A 23,552-nucleotide genomic window follows, 5' to 3' on the forward strand; every position below is an offset into this window, starting at 1 on the left:
GGTTAGCACATGCTAACCCTTTCTTTATAAAGCTATTAAGCGAAATTACACTAAGCTTGCTAGCATTTCGTCGCTGTAAGGAACCAGTTCAACGCCCTCACGCACGCGAGCAACATAGTCAGGATTGGCAATGAATGGGCGACCAATAGCAATCAAATCAAACTTATTCGCCGCAATCGCTTCACTGGCGGTTTCAGCGCTGTAGCTTCCAACTCCCACTAAGGTTTTGCCATAGTGTGCGCGCACATAGCTTGAAGCTCTGCCACCAAGATAATCGAATTCCATGCTGTCATCGAAAATCCCAATATGCACAAAAGCGATATCGCGGGATTCCAGCTCAGGCAAGAAGTAATCGAACACTTCGCGGTCACGACTATCTGCCGCCATATTGAAATAAGCCCCTGGAGAAATCCGTAAACCGGTTCTGTCTTTGCCGATACAAGCCACAACAGCATCGACAACCTCAAGCGCAAAACGGGACATATTGGCAGGTGTTCCACCGTATTCATCGGTGCGGCGATTGCTGTCATGGTGTAAGAAAGTGTCAATCAAATAACCATTTGCACCGTGGATCTCAACACCATCAAAGCCAGCTTCAATGGCATTTTCCGCCGCTTTGGCGTAATCACGCACTAGGCCTTGAATATCCTCAAGTGTGGCGGGTTTTGGCGTGACATAAGTCAGTTCGCGCATTCTTGGCACGCTGCCTTCAATTTTCTGCGCTGATGCCGCAAGCACATCGCCACCACCGAAAAAGTGTGGATGAGCAACACGGCCCGTATGCCATAACTGCACAAAAATCTTACCGCCATTGGCATGTACCGCATCGGTCACTTTACGCCAGCCAGCAATTTGCGCTTGAGTAAAAATACCAGGGGTATTTGGGTAACCTTGAGCATCGGGACGAATAATCGTCGCCTCTGTGATGATCAAACCCGCTTCGGCGCGGCGTGCATAATAGGCAACCATATCATCGGTCGGCACTAAATCGGCATCCGCCATACAACGGGTTAAAGGTGCCATTAAGATACGATTATTTAAGGTGATAGTGTCATTAAGTGAGTAGGTATCGAACAGATTTACCAATGAATTTGGCGTGGTTTGTGTGGTCATTTTCTCAGTCCCATTCTTGAATATGCATTCAAGATATTATTATTTGAACGATCATTCAAGTTCATTTTTGAATGTTTATTCAAATTTAGGTAGAATCTGGCCTAAGCGTTTCTATACAAGTGAATTAAATTCGATGCGTAATGCAGAGTTCGACCGAGAACAGGTACTTCGTGGCGCTATGGCCGCCTTCATGCACAAGGGTTACACCAAAACAAGCATGCAAGATCTAACTCAAGCCACGGGATTACATCCGGGGTCGATTTACTGTGCTTTTACCAATAAACGCGGATTACTAATCGCGGCCATTGAGCAATATCAACTCGACAGAAATACGCAGTTCAACAGCCTGTTCGTTAATAGCGAAAATGTACTAACGAACTTAAAAACTTATTTAGATCATATTGTTGCAGAATGCCTAAGTTGTGATAGCGCCCAAGCTTGTTTATTGACGAAGGCATTAAATGAAGTGGCTGAGCAAGATGTTGAGATTAGAGATATCATCAATCAGTATCTGCAATCTTGGCAGCAAGCGCTAACGCAGCAGTTTACCAGCGCAGCCGAGCAAGGACTGCTAGAAGGTCATCGCAGCGACGAGCAAAGAGCCCAATATTTTATGATGGGAATTTATGGTTTAAGAACCTTCGCTCACACCCATCCAAATGCCGAAACCCTTCAACATCTTGCCGAACGATTGCTGACTGAGGTCTGCCATTAAAGGCATTTTAATCTGTTCTATAACAAATATCTGGGCGACTAAAATCGACACTGGGAATACCAATGCTTAGTGGGTAATCGCTCAGATGTCGTTGAGTGTTGAGCTATTGAGGATCAGTTATTGAGTTTGACGTTTTAGAAGCTATCGCCATGCAAGCCAGTGAAGGGCAGTGAATAGTTCCGACATTATAAAAAGAGTAAAAGAAGTATTGCTTGGAAGATCGGGACGACTATTTTTTGCAAGGCTATTATGCGTCCCAAATATGACTACTTTTGAATGGCAAGTTATTGAATACTTGTCTCATTTCAGCCTAAGTTAACCTGAGCAAACACCCGCTCGCCCAATGAGTTGAGTATCTTACATTCACCTTCAAGTACGGCAATGATCGATTTTCCCTTACGAAAACTTGCCGGTATCATCACACGTCCAGCGTCACTCACAGGTAAATCAGCTAGCACAGCATTGTGCATAATTAGCCCTACGGGCGCATCATAATATAGAACAGTAACAGTCGCTTGATTTGCTTGCATCACATTTAACTCACATTAAGCAGCGTCTGCTGCGTTGTTTTACGTCGCAAGAGAGCTCCCTGTCCTCTACCAATTAAAATATCCCCAAAGATATTTTAAACACTTTTAAATCAAATGATTAAGGTCTTATTTAATTTTTATATTTTTATTATGGTGCACAACACTGTATCTAACTGTGCATCTTGAGCTATTTAAGCACTTCAGCAAAAAGATGCCAATCTATTTCTATTATGTTAATCAATTACCCATCAAGGATCACATATGTAATACATCCCAAGGTGCGTTTTTATGCATTTTTTAGAGTAAATAACCTAAATGTGATGACTTTACTTAGCCTTAAATCCCACCCTAAATCCGCCCCAATGTTTACCATTCACAAAAATAGGCACTGACAAGTCGTGCATCACTTCGCCCGTATCCCGTTTGTAGGTTTGCAGTAATACAGGCTCGGTATGAGCGCCACAGCGGATGCCTGTCGGATCATTAAACAAACGTTTGGTTCGATTATGCACCATATCAACTTCGACCTTACCCGTCAGTGCTTGGCTAAAGCGTTTGTTATGAGTCGGGAAATAACCTTTTTTATCAACGGCTCCCGCATAGATTATTTCGCGGTGTTTTGCCAGAATGGGTTCTTGAATCGTTGGAAAATGCTGATCGGTATAACGATCGAAAGCTGTGCTGTATTTTTGCGGCTGAGTATTGGCAATCGGTTGGTATTTAGGATTAAACAAATCCGCCTCACTAAAACTGCCGCTGGCTAAACCTTGTGCTAACTTGTCACCACAGGCTTTAGCGGCGGCATTCGCCAATTGCAAAACTTGCTGATCGAAGGTTTGTGTATCCCATTTAGACAGCGCTTTAAAAATCCCCTCAGTGGTCAAAGATAAGGTAAAGGCCTGCTCGGATACGCTATGACTCTGTTTACCGGTTAAATTTAACGAATCACGGATTTGAGTCACCGAGCTGCTAATGTCATTAGTGGTATTGTTATATTGTTTGAGCGAATCTTCCATGTCACCTAACGCATGGGCCGATTGAGTCACAGAGGCCGAAATCTCGGTGAAGTGCGCGTCTAACTCGCCCATAGCCGCGACCACATCGGCGGTTTGCGTTACGACCCTTTCCATCAGCCCAGAGGTTTTATCGGTTTCGCTGCGGATTTCTAATAGCATCTTGCCGATATCTTGGGTCGCACCTGCGGTTTTACCCGCAAGGCTGCGAACTTCGTCTGCGACAACCGCAAAACCTCGGCCCTGCTCTCCCGCACGAGCCGCTTCAATGGCCGCATTTAACGCCAACAGATTCGTTTGTTCGGCAACGGAGTTAATCACTTCAGTGATTTTTTGGATTTCTTCGGCTCGCGACTTAAGCGCCTGTACTTGCTCGGCGGCGGTATCAATATCCGTACTCAGTGAGCGAATAGCCGCCACACCTTTTTGAGCTTGGCTGCGCCCCTGCACGCTAACGCGCTCGGCCTCTTGTGCCTGACCTAAAATATCGGCGGCATTATCGCCAAGTTGGGCCGTGGTATGACTCAATTGCCCCGCAGCAACCGCAATGGCACTGGCATGCTCGCCATTTGATTCAATTGATTTATTGAGTAAATCAATAAAATGCGACACTTCAGCCGAACCGATAGCAATTTTACTGGTTTGCACACTGATATCATGGGCAGGAAGGCTTTGATCTTTTAATGCCTTAGTATTTGCCTCATCGGTGTCGAGCTTGGCCTTAGTTGCGCGCAAACACACCCACACCACTAAGCCAGAGGTGATTGCGCCCAAGATCAGCGCCTGCACAATGCTCGGAAGATGCAGCCCCGCAAGCAATAAACTCCCCAGAGTGACCAGCGTGAAACTGATGAAAATTAAAACTTTGTGCTGTATTTCCATATACTTCCCGTAACTGAGCAAGGTAAAAATGAAAGGGAAATGCTAAGAGTCGAATCATTCGCCCTCGTTCAGCTGCAATCAATTAGAGCTGACTCAGAAGGGCTAACTATGATAGCGCTCAAGATTTATAGTTTTAGTCTATTTCTCTGAATAAGCTAGATAATTTATCCAGCTAGATAAACAAAGTAGCAGTTAACTATCATCAACAGTCTCACGCGCGCATGGCATTAGACATTAGTATTAATTTCGCGTGATTTAGTCTTAGTCCATTCTCAAGATAACCTCGCCTGAAAAAGCCAACTTTGCCCTGAAATGCGTGCCCCGTCGCCTTCTCGGTAATAAATCACATAGGGACGACTGCACTTATGCCAAGAAAACTGCTAATATCGGCGCAATTTTTTTGAGCTAACGAGATCAAGATGGGCAGAGCATATCAAAACAAGAAAGAATCCATGGCGAAAACAGCCGGTCAAAAAACCCGCATTTATTCACGCTACGGTAAAGAGATTTACGTTGTCGCTAAACAAGGCGGCGTTGAGCCCGATGGAAACTTATCACTGCGTCGCTTGATTGAACGCGCTAAGAAAGACCAAGTGCCTGCGCATGTTATTGAACGCGCAATTGAAAAAGCCAAAGGCGGCGGTGGTGAAGATTACGATACCGCCCGTTACGAAGGTTTTGGTCCTGGCAACTGCATGGTCATTGTTGACTGCCTAACCGATAACGTAAAACGTACCTTCACCGAAGTGCGTCAAGCCTTCGTGAAAAACGATGCCAAACTCGGCGGCCCAGGTACTGTTGGCCACATGTTTGATCATCAAGCCGTGTTCGTGTTTGCCGGTGATGACGAAGATGCGATTTTAGAACTGCTGATGATGGCTGACGTTGATGTGAGCGATGTTGAGCTGGAAGATGGCTTAATCACAGTTTACGCGCCGCACACTGAGTACTTTAAAGTCAAAACTGCACTGACCGAAGCGATGCCAGAGGTTAACTTCGAATTCGACAACATCACCTTCGTACCGCAGGACATGACTAAAGTTGAAGGTGAAGATGTGGCCATGTTTGAAAAGTTTATCGCCGCTTTAGAAGATTGTGACGACGTACAAAACGTCTATCACAATGCGGAAATTGAAGACTAAACACCGCTTTCGCCTGAAATAAAACGCAGCCTTTGGCTGCGTTTTTTGTTTATAGGTCAACATATTAAGCGTTAATGAAACAACCGTGAAACCCTAACGGCAATACTCTGTTCATCTGAGCCGAAGCAATGGGTCCCGCACTGATGTCACTGGCACGAAACAAAGACAAGCCAGATTGTGCATTGTGGTAATCGAGCCAAGTCATCAACAAATAGGCTTCATGCTGCTCAGTGGCGGGGATATAGAGCGGCTCTTCGGCAATCTTGCCTTTGCCAAGATAAAACGCGCTATAGCTCGCGTCGCCAAGTGCATCCGTACCGTGCTGGCTGCTATCTTTTGCATTATGAATACAATACAGAGTATTACTCAGTCCTGATTCAGATTCGGCTTCATATTTAAAGTTAGAATTAGTAGCAGAGTCTGATCTTGCTCCAACGCCAAATAACGGGACAAACTCTGAAGCTCCGCCCATTTTCTCTGCAAGCTTTTCAGCATTGCTCGTTTGCTGTGCAGACTCTTTGTTACTCATAGTGTGCTGCCCAAACTGGGGAAACTCCATCATCACGCCGCTGCGGTTAATTCGTGCAGAGGAAGACAAGGTCTCCGCAAACTGCGTTTTGCTAGCTGCTGTAAGTGGTGCTGTGAGAGGTACTGTGATCGTCACTAACTCGGCATGGGGTGTTTTTGTTTTTCGGGCGCCCGTCAGTAACCCCTTCATCCCTTGAGTTAAAATTGCCGAATTAGGATAGAGGCAAAGCTGCACTGATAGTTCGCCATTCTTCTCAATGGCTTGGCCAAAGTGAAACACAAATCCTGCAGGCAGTTGGTGTAACTGGCGCGCTTTAAAGTCGGCTTTGTCGATAACCAGTAATTGCGATGGCAATTCTGGGCGCCATTTAAAAGCATCGATATAAGTTTCGCCCTCTTCATACACGCAAGATGAAATATAAAACACTAGCTTATTTTCACTCTGCGCAAAGGCATGTAAGTAACTCGCCTGCGGTAATTCAATCACTTCCATTCTGGCAATGCTGTCATCGGCTGCCACTTGATACACAAGTAATTGCTTCTCGCCGCCGACATACCAGACGCCAAAATTCCACAGTCCACCTTGTCCATCATCAAGTGGATGGGCGGAAAAGGGTAAGCCCTTAAACTTGTCGCCAAAACTTTTAACGCCGAGCGTGGTTAAGGTCCGCGCATCGAGTCGATAGGGTGAACCCGCTTCCCACAAGGCAAGCAACTCGCCGTGGCGCGGTAATAAACTGGTGTTAGCCACATTCAAGTCATCGTTATTGCGAATGGGTAAAGCATTGGGGATCACTGTGCCTGCGGTGGTGTACTTAAATGCGCCAGCGGCTTCTTCCACTTTAAACTTCTTTGTTTGGATAAACTTAGCCTGATGCTGAATTTGCCCATTGGCCACACTAAACTGCTGCACCATGCCATCGCCATCGAACCAATGCTGATATGCCTTACCTGCCCGAGACATTTTCGCAGGCCCATTACGATATAGATTGCCGCTCAATTGCGCTGGCCACTCGCCCGAAACCTGCATAGTGAGCGGCTGATAGTCGCCTTCAGCCCCATTAAAACCTATGGCCCATGGCTCACGGGCGACCGCTTGTGCGTTATCCAGTGCCAGTAATTTATCCACTGAACTCGCCCAAACAGCAGTCGTCATTAGGGCGGCAGAGCCTGCTAGAAATTGACGTCTATCCATGGTGCAGCCCTCCCTTAGCGAATATGTATAGTGATTTGCGCATCGGCCTGCAAACTAAAGCTGGCGTCTTTAAAGCCCGCAGGCCCAAAACTGCCGGCGTTATTGCTAAAACCATAGCCTTCACTCGGCACACCTAACATATTGGTATCTAAGCTGTGATTACCGTTTTCATCGTGAAAGACCTTGACCGCATATTGACCATCGGCTAGATCGCTAAATACCAGCCTATGCTCTGTCTTAGTGACGGGCGTTATCATAGATGCGCTGGGATTGTGGCCTGCGGCGTAATCCTCGGCATTGGCATAAAGCTCAACCATTAAGGCGCCGGTTTGTACTTGAATATTATCGATATCCACAGTCAGGGTATGTGTCTGGATCTCTGCGGACATACTTCCAGCCGACAAGAGCAAGCAAGCTAAGCCTGCGCCCCAAATCGCTGATAACGTCCTTTTGGTCATATTGGCTCGGCGAATCTGAGTTGTTGTCATCGTTAAGTTCACGTGTTTCATGTCTTACTCCTGTTATTTGCGCTGATAAGTAACTGCAATGGAGTTAGCTTAAAAAATCACAGGACTAAAAACAGGTGCCAAAAGTCATGAAACAAGAATTTAACAAGATGACTTTTGGCATAGTGACATCTGACGCTGATACCTTAGAATGGTCGGCAGAATTGGATTTAGGAATCGTCATTCGTGCTAGAAAATCGATTAGCGAAAGAAGAAAACATGTTGATTGCCGCTGGAGTGCTCACTTGGGCATTAGTGGCTTGGGTTGGGATAAACCAAGCCGCATTGCATACATGGCAAGGCATGCTCAATGCCACGCTTTATGGGCTGTATTTAGTGCCATTTATACTGATCGCTACCGATAAAGTGGCGCATAACAATATGCGGTTTCGTCGCCTTGCCACACTAGCAATGCCGTTGATTGTGTTGAGCTTATTGCTCACAGTAAACCATGCATTGCTGCCGATCCTCTTCGTTATTTGGGCATCACTCTTGCCTGAGTTTTTTAATCGCCGCCAAGCTATTTCGCAGTTACTGTTAGCCAACCTTCTTTATTACGCGCTGCTGCAATGGCATTGGCATGAACAAAGCAATGTGTTCAATATTTTGATTTATCTTGGCTTTCAACTCTTTGCCTACAGCAGCAGCCAAGCAAGGCTTTCCGAGCGTAAATCTCGCTTGATACAAGAACAACTAAACCAACAGCTCATCGCCACTCGCGCCCTACTGAGCCAAGCCAGCGAACAGCAGGAAAGATTAAGGATCTCCCGCGATTTGCACGACATTCTCGGCCACCAGCTCACAGCACTCTCTCTGCAATTAGAAGTACTGAGCCATAAAGCGCCCGAAGAACTCAAACCTCAAGTTAACCAAAGTAAATCCTTAGCCAAAGAGCTACTTGAAAGTATTCGCGCCGTCGTCAGGGCGCAAAGAGTGCAAGTGGGATTGGATTTAGTCCCACCTTTAGAGGCGCTGATGACCCGCTTACCCAGCGTCACTCTCACCTGCAAGACGATGAAACCACTGCAATCGGCCGAACTGACTCAAGCCCTGCTGTTAGTCCTGCAAGAAGGCATCAGCAACGCCGTGCGCCACGGCAAGGCGAATCAACTGCAACTGAGCATGGAAGACTCCCAAAGCGCACTGGTATTGCAACTGAGCGACAACGGCGTGGGGCTAACACGGGTAGCCGCGCGAAACGCATCAGCTAAAAGCGGTACAGGACTTTATGGCACAGGGCTTAGCGGCATGCAGGAAAGACTGCAGCCCTTTAATGGCAAGGTACAGCTAAGGGCGAATGACTCGGCGCCCGGCTGCCAACTCACCCTCACCCTCCCAGCACTCGCTTAACTTTTTATTGAAAACTCTTTGGAATCGCTATGGATACGCAAAACAACATCATCAGTGTCGGCTTAGTAGAAGATCAACAATTGGTTCGCCAAGGCATCGCTAGCCTGCTCGCCATTTCCGACAACATTCGCGTGGTGTGGCAGGCCGAAGACGGCCAAGATGCACTCAGCCAACTCGCCAATAATCCTGTCGATGTGCTGCTCAGTGATATTCGCATGCCAAATCTTGATGGCATCGCCATGCTCAAACAGATACGTCAGAGTGCCAATCGCTTACCTGTCATCATGTTAACCACCTTCGACGACAGTGAGTTATTCCTCAATAGTTTGCAGGCGGGAGCCAACGGCTTTTTACTCAAGGACGTGTCACTCGATAAGTTACTGCACGCCATCGAAACCGTCGCCAAAGGCGGCTACTTGATAGAGCCTTCGGTACTCAAACAGATGAGTGAGCCTAAACCTGCACCTAGCGTTGGGGTAACTAGAAATGAATTATTGTCGGAACGGGAGCGGGAAATCCTCAGTTTTATGGCGGGCGGCTTCTCCAACAAAGAAATCGCCAATGCGGTATTTTTAGCGGAGGGCACAGTAAAGAATCATGTCTCTAACATACTCACTAAACTCGATTGCCGAGACCGCACCCAAGCTGTACTCAAGGGCTTACAACTGGCGTTAATTTAACCCATTAGCATTCAGAGTGACGACAGCAAAGCCATGCTCAACGGCCGTAATAAATCTTACCCAAACTGCATGAATTCATAGGAAAGGAACACTGATGCAAAATCTAATTAATGCCATCGGCACGATAATCAGCCACACGCCAACTTGGGTCTTTGTTTTACTCGCAGGACTAATTTATTTAGGGCTGCTCCAGACAAAGGATCGTCAACTCAGCTTAGGCCGCGTATTAGTGATGCCAGCGGTGATGTCGATGTGGTCTGTGATATCACTCAATTCGAGTCTACACAGCCCATTAGCGCTTGTGCTATGGGGAGTCAGTTTACTACTGACGGTGGGGTTAGCTTGGTCACTGCTGCCTAAAACGCCTGTCAGTTACCATGCGGGTCTGTACAATATCAAAGGCAGTTGGCTGCCGCTAATGCTGATTTTAGGGATTTTTATCATTAAATATGCCGTGGCTTACACACTCGCGACACAGGCAAATATCTTAGAAAACCACCTTTTCATCGCCATCACTAGCGCTACCTATGGCCTGCTCAGTGGCATCTTTATCCTAAGGGCTGTTCGCATACTCACTGGCGCGCATCACGCTCAGATTAACGGCTATTCGGCACACTAGTGCGCTAACACTTACTCAAATTTCAGCCAACAAAAAGGGCCAGTTAAGGCCCTTTTTGTGCTCATCTAAGACGATGAGTAATGGCTAAAAACCTAACGAAGCTCCATCTCTTGGATAATTTCATGGGCAATGGCTGGCGTTGTGCAGCTCGGGGTTTCATGTAAATCTGCTTTTAGCTGACCTTTACGGTGCTTAAGTGCAGCATCTAATTTTTTCGATGCGGCCTTGATAGCTGGGTACATAACCTCATCGGTACCCGAAGCGGAAATGCGGCTGCCTTCATAATTGGTACGAAGTTCAACCTGATACTCGCCATGCTCTTTCGCAATAATGATGTCCAGCGCGATCAGAGAGGGGAAATGGGTGGCGATTTTTGCAAACTTTTCGTTAACATGTTCTCTAATAGAATCAGTAACATCGACGTGGTGACCAGAAATATTTATTTTCATAGGTTGTCCCTTTTAATGTCATTACTTTTATTTTCGCTTCACTAATAGAGCTTGGGGCATGCAGGATAAAACACAAGGGGAATTGGCAAATATTTCGATCAACTCAGGTATTAGCATCTCCTAAATGTGACCGCCATCAAGAAGTTGAAAATAAAATCGCCAGAAAAATGCGATTAAGTGATTGATTTATAAACAGGCATTAATAATAAATCAATCACAAATCCAATACGACATAAGGTAAATACGTTTAATATTTACGTTGCACGCTCTGCTGCCAAAACTGCTGGGACAGATGATGCGTCTTGGTCGATAAACGCGACACTTGATCGCCACGCGCCGCCGCATCGAGCGTCTGCTCTAAACTCTGTTGAGCCAAATCGCTGATCACATGGATAGCACGGCTAATTTCAGCGGCCACAGAAGTCTGCTGGGTCATCGCCGCGGCATTATCATCACTTAAGGAGTTAATCCTTGTTATAGATGAAAGCAGCTCGCCAAAAGCGACACTGGCTTCCTGCGCTAAGCCTACCGAACGTTTAACCTGCTCTTGTCCCGCCACCATAGTCGAAGTCGCCCTTTGGGTACTTTCCCTAAAGCGGCTAACGATTAACTCGATTTGCGAGGTGGATTGGCTAGTACGACTCGATAATTGTCTGACCTCATCGGCCACCACTGCAAAACCGCGACCACTATCCCCTGCCCGCGCCGCTTCGATTGCCGCATTTAAAGCTAACAAGTTGGTTTGGTCAGCGATGGCACGTATCACTTCAAGCACTTGATGAATCGCACGGCTATCTTCTTCAATCGTTTGAACTACATCGGAAAAGTGGCTCACTTGCACACTCAACTGATGTATCGCCTCTATCACTGTTTCTAAACGTGAATGCCCGCGTTGCGCCGCCTCATGGCTCGACACCATTTCAGAGGCCGTGCGATGAATGTTGCCCGTCACTTCGGCAAAACTGGCGCTCATCTGCTCCATCGCCGTTGCAGCCTGCGTCGTTTGTTCGCTCTGACTATCGGCATGTTCCCAAGTGTTGGTAATGGTTTGTTTAAGGCTGACACTCTGAGATTGGATTTCACTGGCCGAATCCGCCATACGGCCAACAACGCCACCGATTTCGGTGATCAAAAAGCGCAGGGCGAGATCCAATTTTCCAATCTCATCTTGGCGGCCGGTATACACGCCAGTCGCCACAGGATCGTCAATAATGTTGGTCGCCATAGACACGAGCTTTTGCAGCGGCTGCATCAGGTAATACCATGCTAGGCACGCTACCGTCATCCCCGCAATCGCGGCAACAATGGGAGAATAACTGGCAATCATTGCCGTAGTCATAATCGACATCAGCATAGCAAACAGTATCTTGCCACTGAAACCTAACCTGTCTTTGCGCAGTACCTTAGGTTGCTTACCCTGATTAATATCGCTGTAAATACTTTCGGCAGCTTTGATCTGCTCTGGAGTGGCTTGGCGGCGAACAGATTGATATTCGTGAATTTTACCGTCTTCATACACAGGGGCAACATAGGCATTTACCCAGTAATAACCGCCATTTTTAGTGCGATTTTTAACGATACCCATCCAAGGTTTACCCTGCTTAATTCGCTCCCAAAGGATCTTAAACGCAGCCGCTGGCATATCTTGATGACGCACTATGTTATGGGGATTCCCTTGCAACTCAGCGGCGCTAAACTCGCTGATCTGCGAAAAAGTCTGATTCACATATTTGATGTTTCCCTTCAAATCCGTTGTGGATAGTAGAATCGCATTATCTGACAGGTGTGTTTCACCATTCTTAGAATTTTTATGCATAGGGTTATCAGGCTAGGTCTCGGTAAAAAAGATAACGAGCATTCTGCCAAAACCTCAGTACATCAAAATTGATAAAGCTCACATTGGCAGCATAAAAATTAACCTAATGCTAAACAAGCAGTAACCACTAGACACACAATAATAAATTAAAACAAACAACTGTGACGAAGCACTCGTTACTTCTATATCGATTAAAGCGGATCAGCCCAAGATCACATATTTACATTCGAATCTAAATGATATCGTTTATCATTTAAATTAACTAAGTTATACTTCTCGCGGTTAGCTATCCCCTGTTAATTGAAATGCATTCACCGTTAAGCCGAGTCTTCTGCCGTTAAACCACCAGAAAGCTCAAGCACACGTTGCAGAATTAACCGTAACGGATAGCCATAACGGACCCATATTGGCTCGAAATGAGAAGTGGCACTTATGTCTAATACACCCGCGTTTGAAACGTCAACGCAATCATCTGCAGTGCAAACGCGCTCTTTCTCACTGATTTCACGGGGGATTGTGCAAATTGCGCGATGGTTTAAGCAAGAGCAATCGCTGTTTGCCTTCAAAGTCTTTGCCCGCGCGAGCGCCGCACTGCTGGCGGGTTATATTGCGGCGGCCACCTTAGCTTGCCTGCTGACAGTCGTGCTACCAATGCCCCGCTTCGAAAGCACAATAACGGCCAATATGTTGGCTTTTCTGTTTTATGCCATCGCCATTATTTACGCCTTTTGTGTACGTAAAACATGGCATGCATGGCGAGATTTAGGCCTAGTGAGTTTGTTATGTTTTGGTTTGCTTCAGGTGTGTGGACAGTAAGATGAAAGAGACATTTTTTAGAACCTTATCTTGGCTACATACTTGGGCAGGTTTGCTCGTATGCTGGGTGTTATTATTGATCTTTTTTGCGGGTAGCTTGAGCTATTTCCGCCATGAGATCAGCCTTTGGAACGAACCCGAATTACACCAAGGTGTTTATCAAAACTATCAAGCCGATACGCTCGCAAACCAGCTGGATAAAGGCCAAGATTATATCGCAGCGCATTCGCCCGAATCGGCGCAGCGCTGGATGATAGGTTTTCCGACCGAACGTAAACCCTTTCAAAGTGTTAGCTGGCAACTACCGCCAGAAAAAGGTCAACGTCGCGGCAAAACTGAAGAACATGTCGCCTTCGCCGATGGCAGCGGCATGATCTCAGAAGTGCGCGAGAGTCGCGGCGGCGATTTCTTCTATCGTCTGCACTTTGACTTGCATTATATGTCCGCGATTACGGCCCGATATATCGTCGGTGTTTGCACTATGTTTATGCTAATTGCCCTTATCAGCGGCATAGTGATCCACAAGCGAATCTTCAAGGATATGTTCAGCTTTAGACGCGACAAGGGCGCCCGCTCTTGGTTAGATGCGCACAATGTGAGCTCTGTCATCGCCCTGCCCTACCATCTGATGATCACTTATACCGGGCTTATCACCCTGATGTTGATCTATATTCCGTGGACGGTGGATACCGCCTATTCGGGTGACAACCAAGCCTTTTTAAAAGAGCTAAACCCCGCCAGACAAACCGAGAAAGCCACGGGGATTAGCGCGCCACAGGTGCAGCTGAGTCAATTACTGCCACAGGTGCAAGCCGCTTGGGGTGATGCGCCAATTAAGCAAGTGATAGTGTCATACCCTAACGATCAAAATAGCCAAGTGACCTTTTACCAAAATACAGGCAAAGATGTGACCGATGAGGCCAACATCTTGATATTTAACGGCGTAAATGGTGAGCTTAAGTATGCCAGCCCGCATGAAGCCTCGGGGGCATCAGCCACCTACGACACTATGATGTCGCTACACACGGCGCGTTTTGCCGCACCGCTATTACGCATATTGTTCTTTTTCTGCGGCTTATTGGGTTGCGCTATGGTCGCAACAGGCACCTTGATGTGGGCCATTCGCCTACGTCAAAAACAACAGAAAGCCATAGATAAAGGCGAGAAACCAAGCTTAGGATTACGTCTCGTCGAAGGGTTAAACTTCATGTTTATCTTAGGATTACCCTTAGGCGCTGTGAGCTTCTTTTACGCAAATCGTCTGCTATCGACAAGTTTTGCAGGCCGCTCCGAATGGGAAGTTCACAGCTTCTTTATCGCGTTAGCGGCAATGGGAGTCTGGGCTTTCTTTGGCCGTTCACGTCGTCAGTGGCAAACGGCATTGATACTCACAGGCAGTTTGTGCTGTGCACTGCCCGTGCTTAATGCCTTCACATCGCCGAGCAATCTCATCGATAACATCCAATCCCATCAATGGCCTTTAGTCGGGTTTGACGTGCTCGCCATCCTACTTGGCGGCGCTATGCTATTTGCCAGCAAAAGATTAACTTTAATTGCTAAAGCCCCAGCCAAGCGCCCAACAAGACCCGCATTCAATGCGCCGAATTCCAAGGCGAATAAAGCACGCCGCAGCGAGCCACAAACATCCCTAGCCAACGAACTTACCTCGTCGTCTTCATTGGAGGAAGCCAAATCATGATGCCAGAATTTATCCCTGTACTTGGGATCTTAGGCTTAAGTTATCTCTCACTGGCCCTGTTCGCCTTAGCTAAGTTTGGCCATTTTAAAGATGTGTTTAACCGTCCACCAGCACAATGGCAAAGCCATTTGCTAACCTTGTTTGCTTGGTTATTACTGGCATTTAGCTTAAGTGCCTGCGCGAGCGATCAAGGCTGGGCCTACGGTAGCATTTTGTTTATGGGGATCATTTCCCTCGCGGCCATGCTGGTCATACTGACGTTAAGCTACAGTCCACGCCATTTACCGATTGGTATCGTGGCTGGTAGCGTACTCACAAGCAGTCTATTACTGAGTGCTGGGCTATAACTTTCGTTGCACTAAGCTATAACTTCCTGCTGCAGTGAGCCACAGGTCATGGCTAAGTGCGCACCGCTAGGCTATAGTGCCCTGATGTCCTTCAGATAGGAGAAAATAATGGGCTTTAACTTAACGGTTAACTGGCAAACTTCGCCCGCCGAAGAAGGCGAATTTTGTCGAGACCACAGCATTACCTTTGGCAGCGGTCAGACGATTCAAGCCTCGTCGGCACCGGAATACAATGGCAATGGGCAGAATGTAAACCCTGAGGAAAGCCTGCTGGCGGCGTTATCCTCATGTCATATGTTGACCTTTCTCGCGATTGCACATCTTAAGCGCTTACCTGTCACGTCCTATGTGGACAATGCCACTGCAGAGCTGGGTAAAAACGACGCGGGCAAGTTGGCCGTGACTAAGATGGTGCTGAATCCTAAGGTCATGTTTGCCGAAGGGGTTGAAGTCAGCCAAGAAACCCTTGAGAAAATTCACGAAAAAGCACATGCAAATTGCTTTATCGCCAATAGTTTAGCGACAGATATTCACATCAAGTTTTAAGATTTGTGCTGATATCTACGGCCCGCTAATGGTTTCCCTAAGCGGGCTTTTTTATTGCCGCACCGCAGATCATTACCAGTCTGACTCATTGCCATCACCGAATCACCGTCGCCGCCCCCACACAGAGTCTTACCATCCGCATCCCCGAAACCTTTTCCATGATTCAGCTCATGTCCAGCTTTTAAACCGTACGATTGGTATAACTTAGTGCCAACTGTTGGAGTTAAACGATGCACATTCAACCACTGCGATATTCCCCGTCTGTCAGCCCACAAAAAAATGTCTCCAACGCTGAATTTGCACAGGTTAACAATGCCACTCAAACCAGCACACCAGTCTCAACGGATACAATAACGCTTTCTCGCGATGCAAAACAATTGGCGGCGAATGCGCAAAAAACAGCTGAAATGCCAGCACTGAGGGATAACATAGAAACCTTAGTCGAATTGAAACACGCAAAGATGAAATACCAAGTGATCGCCGATATGACCAATATAGCAACAGGAACAAGCCAAGGGATTTCGGCGCCAACGGCCTATTACCTAAGCCATAACGAAGACGCAAGAGCGATGACAGTTAATCACCTTGCCCAACAACAGCAAGTGAACACTATGCAGATCTACGCAGAAACGAGTAAGAATATTAATGAATGGGTATAAAAATGGGTGTTGTCTCGGGAACTAAGAGACAACACCCTAACTTTGTACGCGACTATGCTAACTGAGATACCTTAAATTTTAGTTAAATACTGAATTTAAATATCAATTACTTAGCTTTTATATCCTGTGCCATTCCTTTTGCAGGCAGAGGTTGCGCTTTTAAGGCTGGAACGGGCTGCTTAACCAACTCATCTTTCAAATAGCTTATCGCAGTCTCAAGCTGTGCATCTTTACCGTTAAAGGTGGCGAAAGGTAAGTTATCGACTTCAATATCCGGCGTTACGCCATGTCCTTCCAGCACCCAGCGACCATCCATTGCATACTGTGGATACTCGGCCACTCGCGCCATACCTTTATCGGTCAGCGAATTTCGCCCAGATAACCACACGCCCGCGCCTGCCGTTTGTTTACCAATTAGCGGCGCAATACCCAGCGCTTTAATTCCCGCTGAGAAGGTTTCACCGTCGGAATAGGTTAGTTCATCGGTTAACACCACTAAATGGCCACGGAAGGTTTGCTGCATATTGGTGTTTGCCGTGCCGTGGGTCGGTTGCCAGAAAGCCCAAGCGCGGCGCAATAACTTCTCGATAATCCAACTGTCGATATTGCCGCCGCGATTACGGCGAACGTCGATAATCAAACCGTCTTTATCGTAATTGGTATAAAACTCACGGGCGAAACTTTCAATATCGCCGCCGCCCATGGCATATAAGTGCAAATAACCAATCTTGCCCTTACTCGCATCCTCGACCACAGTCGCGTTATGGCTCACCCAATCTAAATAACGTAATTGGCCGTCCACCATAGCGCTGACGGGCATAACGATGGTTTTATGGGTTTGGCTGCCACGCTTAAGTTGCAGTAATACTTGCTTGTCCTGTTGATTGCGCAACAGCCGCGTGACATCAGCCACGTTCGCCACTGGCGTGCCATTGATGGCCAGCAGCACATCGCCTTCTTTGGCATCGACTTCGATACGATTTAACGGTGAAGCGTTAGCTGGCAACTCAGGATCGTTACTGTAAATATGCGCAATTTTAACGCCATCGGCGGTTTGCTGTAGACGCGCACCTAGGCTAGCTGCTTTAGCCGCATCGGGATCTTTGGGTAAATCACCGCCGCGAACCTGTGAGTGCAAAGAATCCAATTCGCCCATCATTTGCATGAAGATATCGTTCAGTTCGTTACGGTCAGTCAGGCGGTCAAGCAAAGGTTGATACTTAGCTTTGGTCGCTTGCCAATCGAGGCCGCGCATCTTCTTATCGAAGAAAGATTCTCTGTGCATCAACCAAGCATCTTCAAACATTTGTTGCCATTCAAGCTGGGGAGAAATCGCTAATTGCCATTGATCCGTTTGCACTTTGGCATTATCCGTATCGCCTAGCTTATCGCCACCGTCAACAATCATCAGCGCCTTGTCATTGCTGAACTTACGCAGCATCAGCTTTTTGCCATCGGCAGAAACCGCATAATGACCAATATCCTCGGCAAAAACCTCGGCTTTAGGGCTTAATGGATCAAACTTGATGGTCATCAGACTCGGTTCTGCGTCATCACCCATCGCTTGGTCGAGCACATAAAGCCTACCATCGACGGCGCGCAGTTCACTGTAATTGCCTGAATCGATAGGCACTTGCCATAGGCGCTGCGAAATACCAGACCAATCGATTTTCACCGGATTCGGTTTATCCTTGGCATCCGTTTTGTCAGCTTGGTTAACGCTGAGTTCATTGGGTTTACTAAAGGGGAATTTGGCATTGTTAACTAAGGCGATGGCAAAAATTTGGCTGCGTTTATCAAACACTGGGCCCATGTTTCTATCGCCCCAAGGTGAACTTGGCGTGGCGCTGAATTGGCGATTTGACAGGAAATATAACCACAGGCCGTCACTGCTAAAGGTTGGCGAATAGGATTCGTACTTATCGCTGGTGAGCGTCTCGGCCTTATTTTCATCCACAGAGTAAAGGACGATTTGCGGTCTTTGTTTACCGATTTCCGACTTAGTTAATGCAATAAAACGGCTGTCTCCGGACCAGCGGATATCGGCGTAAGGCCCAAGTCCCTCACCGTTAGTGATGATTTTCTGATTGGTATTTTTCTTTAAGTCGAGCAGCCAAACATTACCATCATTATCGTCGTGGGCGATAAATCGACCGTCATTGGACAGATTCAGGCTCATTCTTAAGGTATGACCGTCTTTTGTCAGCTGCTTAGCGCCACTGCTGCCATCGGCAGGGAATTGCCAAATTTCCTGCTGACCCGTCATGTCGCTAATCGCATAAACCGACTTGCCATCTTGGCTCAATATCGCTTCTCTCACGCGATAAGTCCCTGGCAGCGCAACTTGGATTAAGCGTGAGCCATCAACACCCGCAATTGCTACATGGCTGCGGGCGGTGATCACCACTTTATCGCCAGCAAGGGCTAAATCGGTAGAGGATGCATAATCCATAGGATCTTTCACCCAGTGCTCACGGCGCTGGGCAAAATCGGACGTGAGTTCGATATCGAGTAATGCGTCTTTCGCGGCCGCAACATCAAATACATGGATATCCGCACCTAACTGGAAGACCACTTTGCCTTGATCCATCCGCGCGCCGCGGACTTGCCAATCTTTAAATTGGGTCAACTGTTTTGCGTCTGAACCATCGAGCGCCATCGACCAGAGGTTGTCGTTACCATCACTGTCGCTAATAAAATACAGCCTGTCTTGCCATAGCATAGGTTGACGCACTGAGCCGTCGTGCTGGCCGCTGAGCAACCGGGCTTCGGTTTTGCTACCAAGTTTAAAGCGCCATAATTCGCCCTTTGCGCCGCCACGGTACACTTTGGCGTTATCCCCAGTGACTTGTAGACCAAAGCGGGTGAAATACACATATTCGTTGCGATCATCAATCACACCTTCGACCGCATCGGCTAAGGGTAAATCTGTAGTCGTGAGGGTTTTAGGATCGACGCTGCGCAGCATCCAATTATTCGCAGGACCAAAACCACTGTCGGTAGAATATAAAATCTCGCCTTTGGCGGTCCAACCCTGAACACGCACACGGCTATTCTCGAAACTCACCCGTTTGGCCACACCACCCGCAACCGGGATCACATACACTTCGCTCGCGCCTTCATAATTGGCCACGTAAGCAACCCACTTACCATCGGCTGAAATGGTCGCACCTAGCTCCTCTGCGGGTAAACTCGTTAAGCGAGTCGCCGCTTTTTGACCTAAGGTCTGAGTCCATAAATCCCCTTCAGCGGTAAAGACTAAGGTTTGATCGTGCAGGGCTGGCGCGCGGTAATAGCCTTGATTACTCACCGCATTGGCAGCAATGGCTTGGGCCGCAGTGAATGTACCTAGGGCAAGCATACAGCAGGCGACAGAATGGCGAAGTTTCATGTATGACCTCTATCCTATTGTTATTTTTAGCAATGGACTCTTTAACGACGAGATTTTGCTAGCAGAGTGAGCGAAGACATTCTTGCCATGGGCTTTTGTAAAAAACGCAATCAAACCCAAAGCATGACAATTTAGCTCACCAAACTAGCAGAATTTAATAGAGAGTTCAGTAACTTCGAGCCAGAGAAGTTTTAGCAAATGTGTCACATCTTAAATCGCGGGAAAACAACTGAGTAAAAAACAATATTCTTTAGTGCAAATAACCAAAAATCATAGCGTTACCCTGTTGCACCACGATAAAAATCATCAAAAGTGAGACGTGATTGGCGTAGTTGAAGGGCAAGTGTTAAGGGCTAATATCAAGAACTAATGTTAAGGGCTAACGTTAGGTATGATTACGGGCTGACGTACAGCGTCTTTAATGGACTGCTTAGGCGGCTCATATTGGATTGTTTCGCTAGTGACATTTGTTGCCATTTATTGATTACTCGTGCAATTTCACCGTTATCCATCATGGCCTTAATCGCATGATTAAACTGCTCTAACTGGCTTGGCGTCATACTCGCTTTACTGAGCATTAAATGGATATGGTTTTGATCTAACACTAATTTAAGTGGCACTAGCTTAATGTGCTGATGCTGACTGGCAATATAGGGCATGGCCATAGTATCGCCGACGATCATATCCCCGCGGCCATAGGTGAGCATTTGTACCGACTTATCTGAGTCAGGGCTCAATACTAATAAGTGCTCCTGCTCTAATCGATATTGAGACTCTTGATAATCAACGCCATACCAACCGCTTGAAGGCACAAGCAGACGTAATTTCTTGGTAAAAATGTCTTCCCACTTATCGACATTAATCTGATTTTTTTGCTCATCGAGCACGAATAAGCGCAGCTCTTCGTCTCGATAATAACTGGAAAAATGCGCATAAGCCTGACGTTCATCCGTCATTGTCGCTCCCATCAACACATCTAACTGTCCAGCTTTCAGCATCTGATGCGATCGCTTCGCAGGCACATTGATAAAATTAATTTCACAGCCGAGATACACGGCAAATGCCCGCATCAGATCCACATCTAAACCTTGAGCTTCTCCTTGGGGATCTTGCCAAGCATAGGGAGGCCAGTCGTTATAACCGACTTTAATGGTTTTATGACAGGGTAAAGGACTATTAACCTGCAACGCACTTTTGGCGGGCAAAGCTAAAAAAAGCAGCAATAAGACAGGAACGTATTTAAACAATGACATAGGCTAAGTTACTTGCCCCTTAAGTTGGCGATCCTCTCCTGATGAAGATGAAGCAAAACGGTTCAACGTCAGGCTTCCGCGGTGTTTTAGTACCTAAATAAGCGTAGTTGGCACTTAGACAGTGCGCCATAAACACCAGTCAGATCATAGTAATTAACCGAAATAGGGCGCGGAGAATAACAACAAAAAAGGACAGTAGCTAGTTTAACGCGTTTAGTGTAGCCGACTTAATGCACTTGCCATAAAGACTCCGCCTGAGTAACTGAAATCAAGTTGAAGGTTAAGCTAACTAAATCTGACACTTATAAATAACAGCAACAACCTTAGTGGGATCGCCCATATCAGTCTGTAACCAAACGATGTGCGTGCCGCCCAATTGCTCTCCCTGAGCAATGGCAGACTCTTTGGCTTCATCTAGATTATTCTCGCGGCGGCTCACCCCAGTGACGATGGCAAAACTGTCGCAATGGGTCACTTCAAAATCGTAGGCTACATTTATGCGCCGATATAACTCACGTTGATCGGTTGCACACCCTGAGGCTAAGACGCAAAAACAGACACTTAATAGAAAAAATCTAGACAAATCAATCAACCCACTGAGTAAACACGCGGGTGAACATAAACAATTAAAACCAATAAAATTGTGAACTTGATCACATTTTTATTACCAAAGACAATACAATAAGTTACAAATATTAATTAAATATCATGTAGTTAAATAAAAGTTCTTTTATGCTTACCTGCAACACAGTTCCATCAATTTATCGTTATTTTGCTTACATCTGTAAAAAGTGCGCTTATAAAAAATGCATTTGTAAAAAGTGTACTTGTTGGCAATGTATTTATAAAAATTGTGCTGATAAAAAAGGGAGCTAAGCTCCCTTCTCTTCTTTAACGCTATGTTATCTCACCGCTAGGCTAATACTTTAAGTACAAGCAGCTTAGGTTAAGATCTTGAATAAGTGCGCTTTCAGTGCGGCAAAATCAGCGGGTAAGTCAGCCGACAAGATAGGTTTATGGGCAACGGCCTCAAGCTCAACCGGCAGTGGTAAGTTAAGATTTAGCTCTCTATCGACCACATCCTTAAATTTCGCAGGATGCGCCGTACCTAAGAATATACCCACTTCGTCAGGCACTAAAGTTAAAGACAAGGCTTTAGCTGCAATCGCTGCATGGGGCTCAGACACATAACCTTGTGCATGCAACTCAGCTAATGCCAGTGAAGTTTGCTCTTCAGATAAACGGATACCCACTAAGTTACTCAGCGGCCAAGCTAATTTCTCACAAATGGCTTCCACTCGCGGCCAGTTACTTGGCTCACTCACATCCATCGCATTAGACATAGTCGCTTGGGTTTGATTGGGCTGCCATTGGCCGTTTTCTAAATAGCGCGGCACAGTATCATTCGCATTGGTTGCGGCGATAAAGCGTTTAACCGGTAACCCCATGGCTTTGGCGAATAAACCCGCCGTCAGGTTACCAAAGTTACCACTTGGCACTGAAATCACAGGATCGGCGTCGTGGCGTTGTTTAGACCGGGCAACTGCTTCAAAGTAATAACAAATTTGCGCAAGTAAGCGGCTGATGTTGATAGAGTTCGCCGAGTTTAAGCTCAAACCCTCGCGGACTTCTGGATCATCAAAGGCGCGTTTAACCAGATCTTGGCAGGCATCAAAATCGGACGATACGGCAACTGTATGGATATTCTTGCCCAACGTCGTGAACATCTTTTCCTGTAGTTCACTGATCTTGCCCTTAGGATAGAGCACCACCACATTGACTTTCTCAAGTCCATAGAAGGCATCTGCAACCGCGGCACCGGTATCACCCGAAGTCGCAGTCAGAATGGTTAAGCGTGTGTCGCCGACAAAGGTATTGACACATTGCGCCATAAAACGCGCACCAAAATCTTTAAATGCCAGAGTAGGACCGTGGAACAATTCGAGGCAAGCGCGCTGCTCATCGACGGCAACTAAATGTAAATCGAAGTTAAAGGCACGTTCAACCAGGTCATCAACCGCATCTTGCCCTAATTCAGAGGCAAGCCATGCACCGAGCACTTTTTTACTGCGCTCAACAAATGGCAGCGCCAGCAGCCCTTCAATATCGTCTAATACCGGAATTTGGGTGGGAAAGAACAAACCTCTGTCCTGGCCTAAACCTAATTGCACAGCTTCTTTAAAGCTCACTTTCTGCGAAGGGTGTTTTAAATTATATAGTTCCATGCTCACTCGACCTTTTGATGCTAAGCCTTGAATGCTAATTCTTGATGCATGCTCTTTATGCATAAGATGGATATTTAG

22 protein-coding genes are annotated in these 23,552 nt (G+C 46.7%); 10 read left to right on the top strand and 12 right to left on the bottom strand.

The features are described from left to right. Positions 1–45: 45 nt before the first annotated feature. Entirely contained in the window at positions 46–1,113 is a 1,068-nt protein-coding gene (locus tag Q4Q46_RS01160; RefSeq protein ID WP_311905021.1) for an alkene reductase, read from the bottom strand. 133 nt (positions 1,114–1,246) lie between these two features. Here Q4Q46_RS01160 and Q4Q46_RS01165 point away from each other — a divergent pair, with 133 nt between their 5' ends. Then, positions 1,247–1,828: a TetR/AcrR family transcriptional regulator gene (locus Q4Q46_RS01165; RefSeq protein WP_311897937.1), complete on the top strand. Its 582-nt coding sequence runs from the start codon at positions 1,247–1,249 to the stop codon at positions 1,826–1,828. A gap of 305 nt (positions 1,829–2,133) precedes the next feature. Here Q4Q46_RS01165 and Q4Q46_RS01170 read toward each other — a convergent pair whose 3' ends face one another. Next, on the bottom strand, positions 2,134–2,358 hold the full coding sequence (locus Q4Q46_RS01170) for a TIGR02922 family protein (protein WP_106651195.1): 225 nt from the start codon (positions 2,356–2,358) through the stop codon (positions 2,134–2,136). Between the two features lie 326 nt (positions 2,359–2,684). Further along, positions 2,685–4,253: a methyl-accepting chemotaxis protein gene (locus Q4Q46_RS01175; protein WP_311905022.1), complete on the bottom strand. Its 1,569-nt coding sequence runs from the start codon at positions 4,251–4,253 to the stop codon at positions 2,685–2,687. A 419-nt stretch (positions 4,254–4,672) separates the two neighbouring features. On the opposite strand from Q4Q46_RS01175, the gene Q4Q46_RS01180 reads away from it, so the two are divergent. Continuing rightward, positions 4,673–5,395 (top strand): YebC/PmpR family DNA-binding transcriptional regulator, encoded by a 723-nt coding sequence (locus Q4Q46_RS01180; RefSeq protein ID WP_006085103.1) that lies wholly within the window; start codon positions 4,673–4,675, stop codon positions 5,393–5,395. 64 nt (positions 5,396–5,459) lie between these two features. Here Q4Q46_RS01180 and Q4Q46_RS01185 read toward each other — a convergent pair whose 3' ends face one another. After that, entirely contained in the window at positions 5,460–7,118 is a 1,659-nt protein-coding gene (locus tag Q4Q46_RS01185; protein WP_311905023.1) for a carotenoid oxygenase family protein, read from the bottom strand. A 14-nt stretch (positions 7,119–7,132) separates the two neighbouring features. Further along, positions 7,133–7,627, bottom strand: coding sequence for a DUF2141 domain-containing protein (locus Q4Q46_RS01190; RefSeq protein ID WP_311905024.1), 495 nt, complete (start codon positions 7,625–7,627; stop codon positions 7,133–7,135). Between the two features lie 183 nt (positions 7,628–7,810). Between Q4Q46_RS01190 and Q4Q46_RS01195 the strand changes: the two genes are divergently transcribed. The 3 genes from Q4Q46_RS01195 (at position 7,811) to Q4Q46_RS01205 (ending at position 10,273) form a co-directional block, all read left to right on the top strand. Continuing rightward, positions 7,811–8,974, top strand: a complete 1,164-nt coding sequence (locus tag Q4Q46_RS01195; protein WP_311905025.1) for a sensor histidine kinase — start codon at positions 7,811–7,813, stop codon at positions 8,972–8,974. Between the two features lie 29 nt (positions 8,975–9,003). Next, positions 9,004–9,654: a response regulator transcription factor gene (locus Q4Q46_RS01200; RefSeq protein ID WP_259482010.1), complete on the top strand. Its 651-nt coding sequence runs from the start codon at positions 9,004–9,006 to the stop codon at positions 9,652–9,654. Between the two features lie 94 nt (positions 9,655–9,748). Next, complete coding sequence (locus Q4Q46_RS01205) at positions 9,749–10,273, top strand: DUF6622 family protein (protein WP_311905026.1); 525 nt, start codon at positions 9,749–9,751, stop codon at positions 10,271–10,273. Between the two features lie 92 nt (positions 10,274–10,365). Here Q4Q46_RS01205 and hpf read toward each other — a convergent pair whose 3' ends face one another. Together hpf and Q4Q46_RS01215 are read right to left on the bottom strand one after the other, a co-directional pair. Continuing rightward, positions 10,366–10,722 carry a ribosome hibernation-promoting factor, HPF/YfiA family gene (hpf, locus tag Q4Q46_RS01210; RefSeq protein ID WP_006085098.1) on the bottom strand — a complete coding sequence of 119 codons (357 nt, stop codon included), beginning with the start codon at positions 10,720–10,722 and terminating at the stop codon, positions 10,366–10,368. Positions 10,723–10,969: 247 nt separating this feature from the next. Continuing rightward, positions 10,970–12,538 (bottom strand): methyl-accepting chemotaxis protein, encoded by a 1,569-nt coding sequence (locus Q4Q46_RS01215; protein ID WP_259558697.1) that lies wholly within the window; start codon positions 12,536–12,538, stop codon positions 10,970–10,972. Between the two features lie 432 nt (positions 12,539–12,970). On the opposite strand from Q4Q46_RS01215, the gene Q4Q46_RS01220 reads away from it, so the two are divergent. The 4 genes from Q4Q46_RS01220 (at position 12,971) to Q4Q46_RS01235 (ending at position 15,946) form a co-directional block, all read left to right on the top strand. Next, positions 12,971–13,354, top strand: coding sequence for a DUF3649 domain-containing protein (locus tag Q4Q46_RS01220; RefSeq protein ID WP_012088623.1), 384 nt, complete (start codon positions 12,971–12,973; stop codon positions 13,352–13,354). Between the two features lies 1 nt (position 13,355). Further along, positions 13,356–15,053 (top strand): PepSY-associated TM helix domain-containing protein, encoded by a 1,698-nt coding sequence (locus Q4Q46_RS01225; protein ID WP_311905027.1) that lies wholly within the window; start codon positions 13,356–13,358, stop codon positions 15,051–15,053. Next, positions 15,050–15,400, top strand: a complete 351-nt coding sequence (locus tag Q4Q46_RS01230; protein WP_006080813.1) for a DUF3325 domain-containing protein — start codon at positions 15,050–15,052, stop codon at positions 15,398–15,400. The genes Q4Q46_RS01225 and Q4Q46_RS01230 overlap by 4 nt, the downstream gene beginning before the upstream one ends. Positions 15,401–15,508: 108 nt before the next feature. Beyond that, positions 15,509–15,946, top strand: coding sequence for an OsmC family protein (locus tag Q4Q46_RS01235; protein ID WP_311905028.1), 438 nt, complete (start codon positions 15,509–15,511; stop codon positions 15,944–15,946). Here Q4Q46_RS01235 and Q4Q46_RS01240 read toward each other — a convergent pair. Beyond that, positions 15,943–16,182, bottom strand: a complete 240-nt coding sequence (locus tag Q4Q46_RS01240; protein ID WP_311905029.1) for a hypothetical protein — start codon at positions 16,180–16,182, stop codon at positions 15,943–15,945. The two genes, Q4Q46_RS01235 and Q4Q46_RS01240, sit on opposite strands and share 4 nt — an antisense overlap. Between Q4Q46_RS01240 and Q4Q46_RS01245 the strand changes: the two genes are divergently transcribed. Further along, a complete protein-coding gene (locus Q4Q46_RS01245) occupies positions 16,177–16,605 on the top strand; it encodes a flagellar biosynthesis anti-sigma factor FlgM (RefSeq protein ID WP_311905030.1) in 429 nt (142 codons plus the stop codon). The two genes, Q4Q46_RS01240 and Q4Q46_RS01245, sit on opposite strands and share 6 nt — an antisense overlap. A 106-nt stretch (positions 16,606–16,711) precedes the next feature. Here the strand turns inward: Q4Q46_RS01245 and Q4Q46_RS01250 are convergent, their stop codons facing one another. From Q4Q46_RS01250 to thrC, 4 genes are all read right to left on the bottom strand, one after another. Continuing rightward, on the bottom strand, positions 16,712–19,996 hold the full coding sequence (locus Q4Q46_RS01250) for a S41 family peptidase (RefSeq protein WP_311905031.1): 3,285 nt from the start codon (positions 19,994–19,996) through the stop codon (positions 16,712–16,714). Positions 19,997–20,391: 395 nt separating this feature from the next. Beyond that, the gene (locus Q4Q46_RS01255) at positions 20,392–21,249 is read right to left on the bottom strand and encodes a substrate-binding periplasmic protein (protein ID WP_311905032.1); all 858 of its coding nucleotides are present in this window, start codon (positions 21,247–21,249) and stop codon (positions 20,392–20,394) included. A gap of 289 nt (positions 21,250–21,538) precedes the next feature. Next, on the bottom strand, positions 21,539–21,841 hold the full coding sequence (locus Q4Q46_RS01260; RefSeq protein ID WP_014620644.1) for a hypothetical protein: 303 nt from the start codon (positions 21,839–21,841) through the stop codon (positions 21,539–21,541). 349 nt (positions 21,842–22,190) lie between these two features. Continuing rightward, positions 22,191–23,474: a threonine synthase gene (thrC, locus tag Q4Q46_RS01265; RefSeq protein ID WP_311905033.1), complete on the bottom strand. Its 1,284-nt coding sequence runs from the start codon at positions 23,472–23,474 to the stop codon at positions 22,191–22,193. Positions 23,475–23,552 lie beyond the last annotated feature (78 nt).

Origin of the sequence: Shewanella vaxholmensis (assembly GCF_031932135.1) — a bacterium.
Classification (GTDB): Bacteria; Pseudomonadota; Gammaproteobacteria; order Enterobacterales; family Shewanellaceae; genus Shewanella; species Shewanella hafniensis.

Bases quoted from the DNA above. Each gene is read 5' to 3' on its own strand.
- Q4Q46_RS01160 (WP_311905021.1), bottom strand. From the start codon at position 1,113: ATGACCACACAAACCACGCCAAATTCATTGGTAAATCTGTTCGATACC.
- Q4Q46_RS01165 (WP_311897937.1), top strand. From the start codon at position 1,247: ATGCGTAATGCAGAGTTCGACCGAGAACAGGTACTTCGTGGCGCTATG.
- Q4Q46_RS01170 (WP_106651195.1), bottom strand. From the start codon at position 2,358: ATGCAAGCAAATCAAGCGACTGTTACTGTTCTATATTATGATGCGCCC.
- Q4Q46_RS01175 (WP_311905022.1), bottom strand. From the start codon at position 4,253: ATGGAAATACAGCACAAAGTTTTAATTTTCATCAGTTTCACGCTGGTC.
- Q4Q46_RS01180 (WP_006085103.1), top strand. From the start codon at position 4,673: ATGGGCAGAGCATATCAAAACAAGAAAGAATCCATGGCGAAAACAGCC.
- Q4Q46_RS01185 (WP_311905023.1), bottom strand. From the start codon at position 7,118: ATGGATAGACGTCAATTTCTAGCAGGCTCTGCCGCCCTAATGACGACT.
- Q4Q46_RS01190 (WP_311905024.1), bottom strand. From the start codon at position 7,627: ATGAAACACGTGAACTTAACGATGACAACAACTCAGATTCGCCGAGCC.
- Q4Q46_RS01200 (WP_259482010.1), top strand. From the start codon at position 9,004: ATGGATACGCAAAACAACATCATCAGTGTCGGCTTAGTAGAAGATCAA.
- Q4Q46_RS01205 (WP_311905026.1), top strand. From the start codon at position 9,749: ATGCAAAATCTAATTAATGCCATCGGCACGATAATCAGCCACACGCCA.
- hpf (WP_006085098.1), bottom strand. From the start codon at position 10,722: ATGAAAATAAATATTTCTGGTCACCACGTCGATGTTACTGATTCTATT.
- Q4Q46_RS01215 (WP_259558697.1), bottom strand. From the start codon at position 12,538: ATGCATAAAAATTCTAAGAATGGTGAAACACACCTGTCAGATAATGCG.
- Q4Q46_RS01220 (WP_012088623.1), top strand. From the start codon at position 12,971: ATGTCTAATACACCCGCGTTTGAAACGTCAACGCAATCATCTGCAGTG.
- Q4Q46_RS01225 (WP_311905027.1), top strand. From the start codon at position 13,356: ATGAAAGAGACATTTTTTAGAACCTTATCTTGGCTACATACTTGGGCA.
- Q4Q46_RS01230 (WP_006080813.1), top strand. From the start codon at position 15,050: ATGATGCCAGAATTTATCCCTGTACTTGGGATCTTAGGCTTAAGTTAT.
- Q4Q46_RS01235 (WP_311905028.1), top strand. From the start codon at position 15,509: ATGGGCTTTAACTTAACGGTTAACTGGCAAACTTCGCCCGCCGAAGAA.
- Q4Q46_RS01245 (WP_311905030.1), top strand. From the start codon at position 16,177: ATGCACATTCAACCACTGCGATATTCCCCGTCTGTCAGCCCACAAAAA.
- Q4Q46_RS01250 (WP_311905031.1), bottom strand. From the start codon at position 19,996: ATGAAACTTCGCCATTCTGTCGCCTGCTGTATGCTTGCCCTAGGTACA.
- Q4Q46_RS01255 (WP_311905032.1), bottom strand. From the start codon at position 21,249: ATGTCATTGTTTAAATACGTTCCTGTCTTATTGCTGCTTTTTTTAGCT.
- thrC (WP_311905033.1), bottom strand. From the start codon at position 23,474: ATGGAACTATATAATTTAAAACACCCTTCGCAGAAAGTGAGCTTTAAA.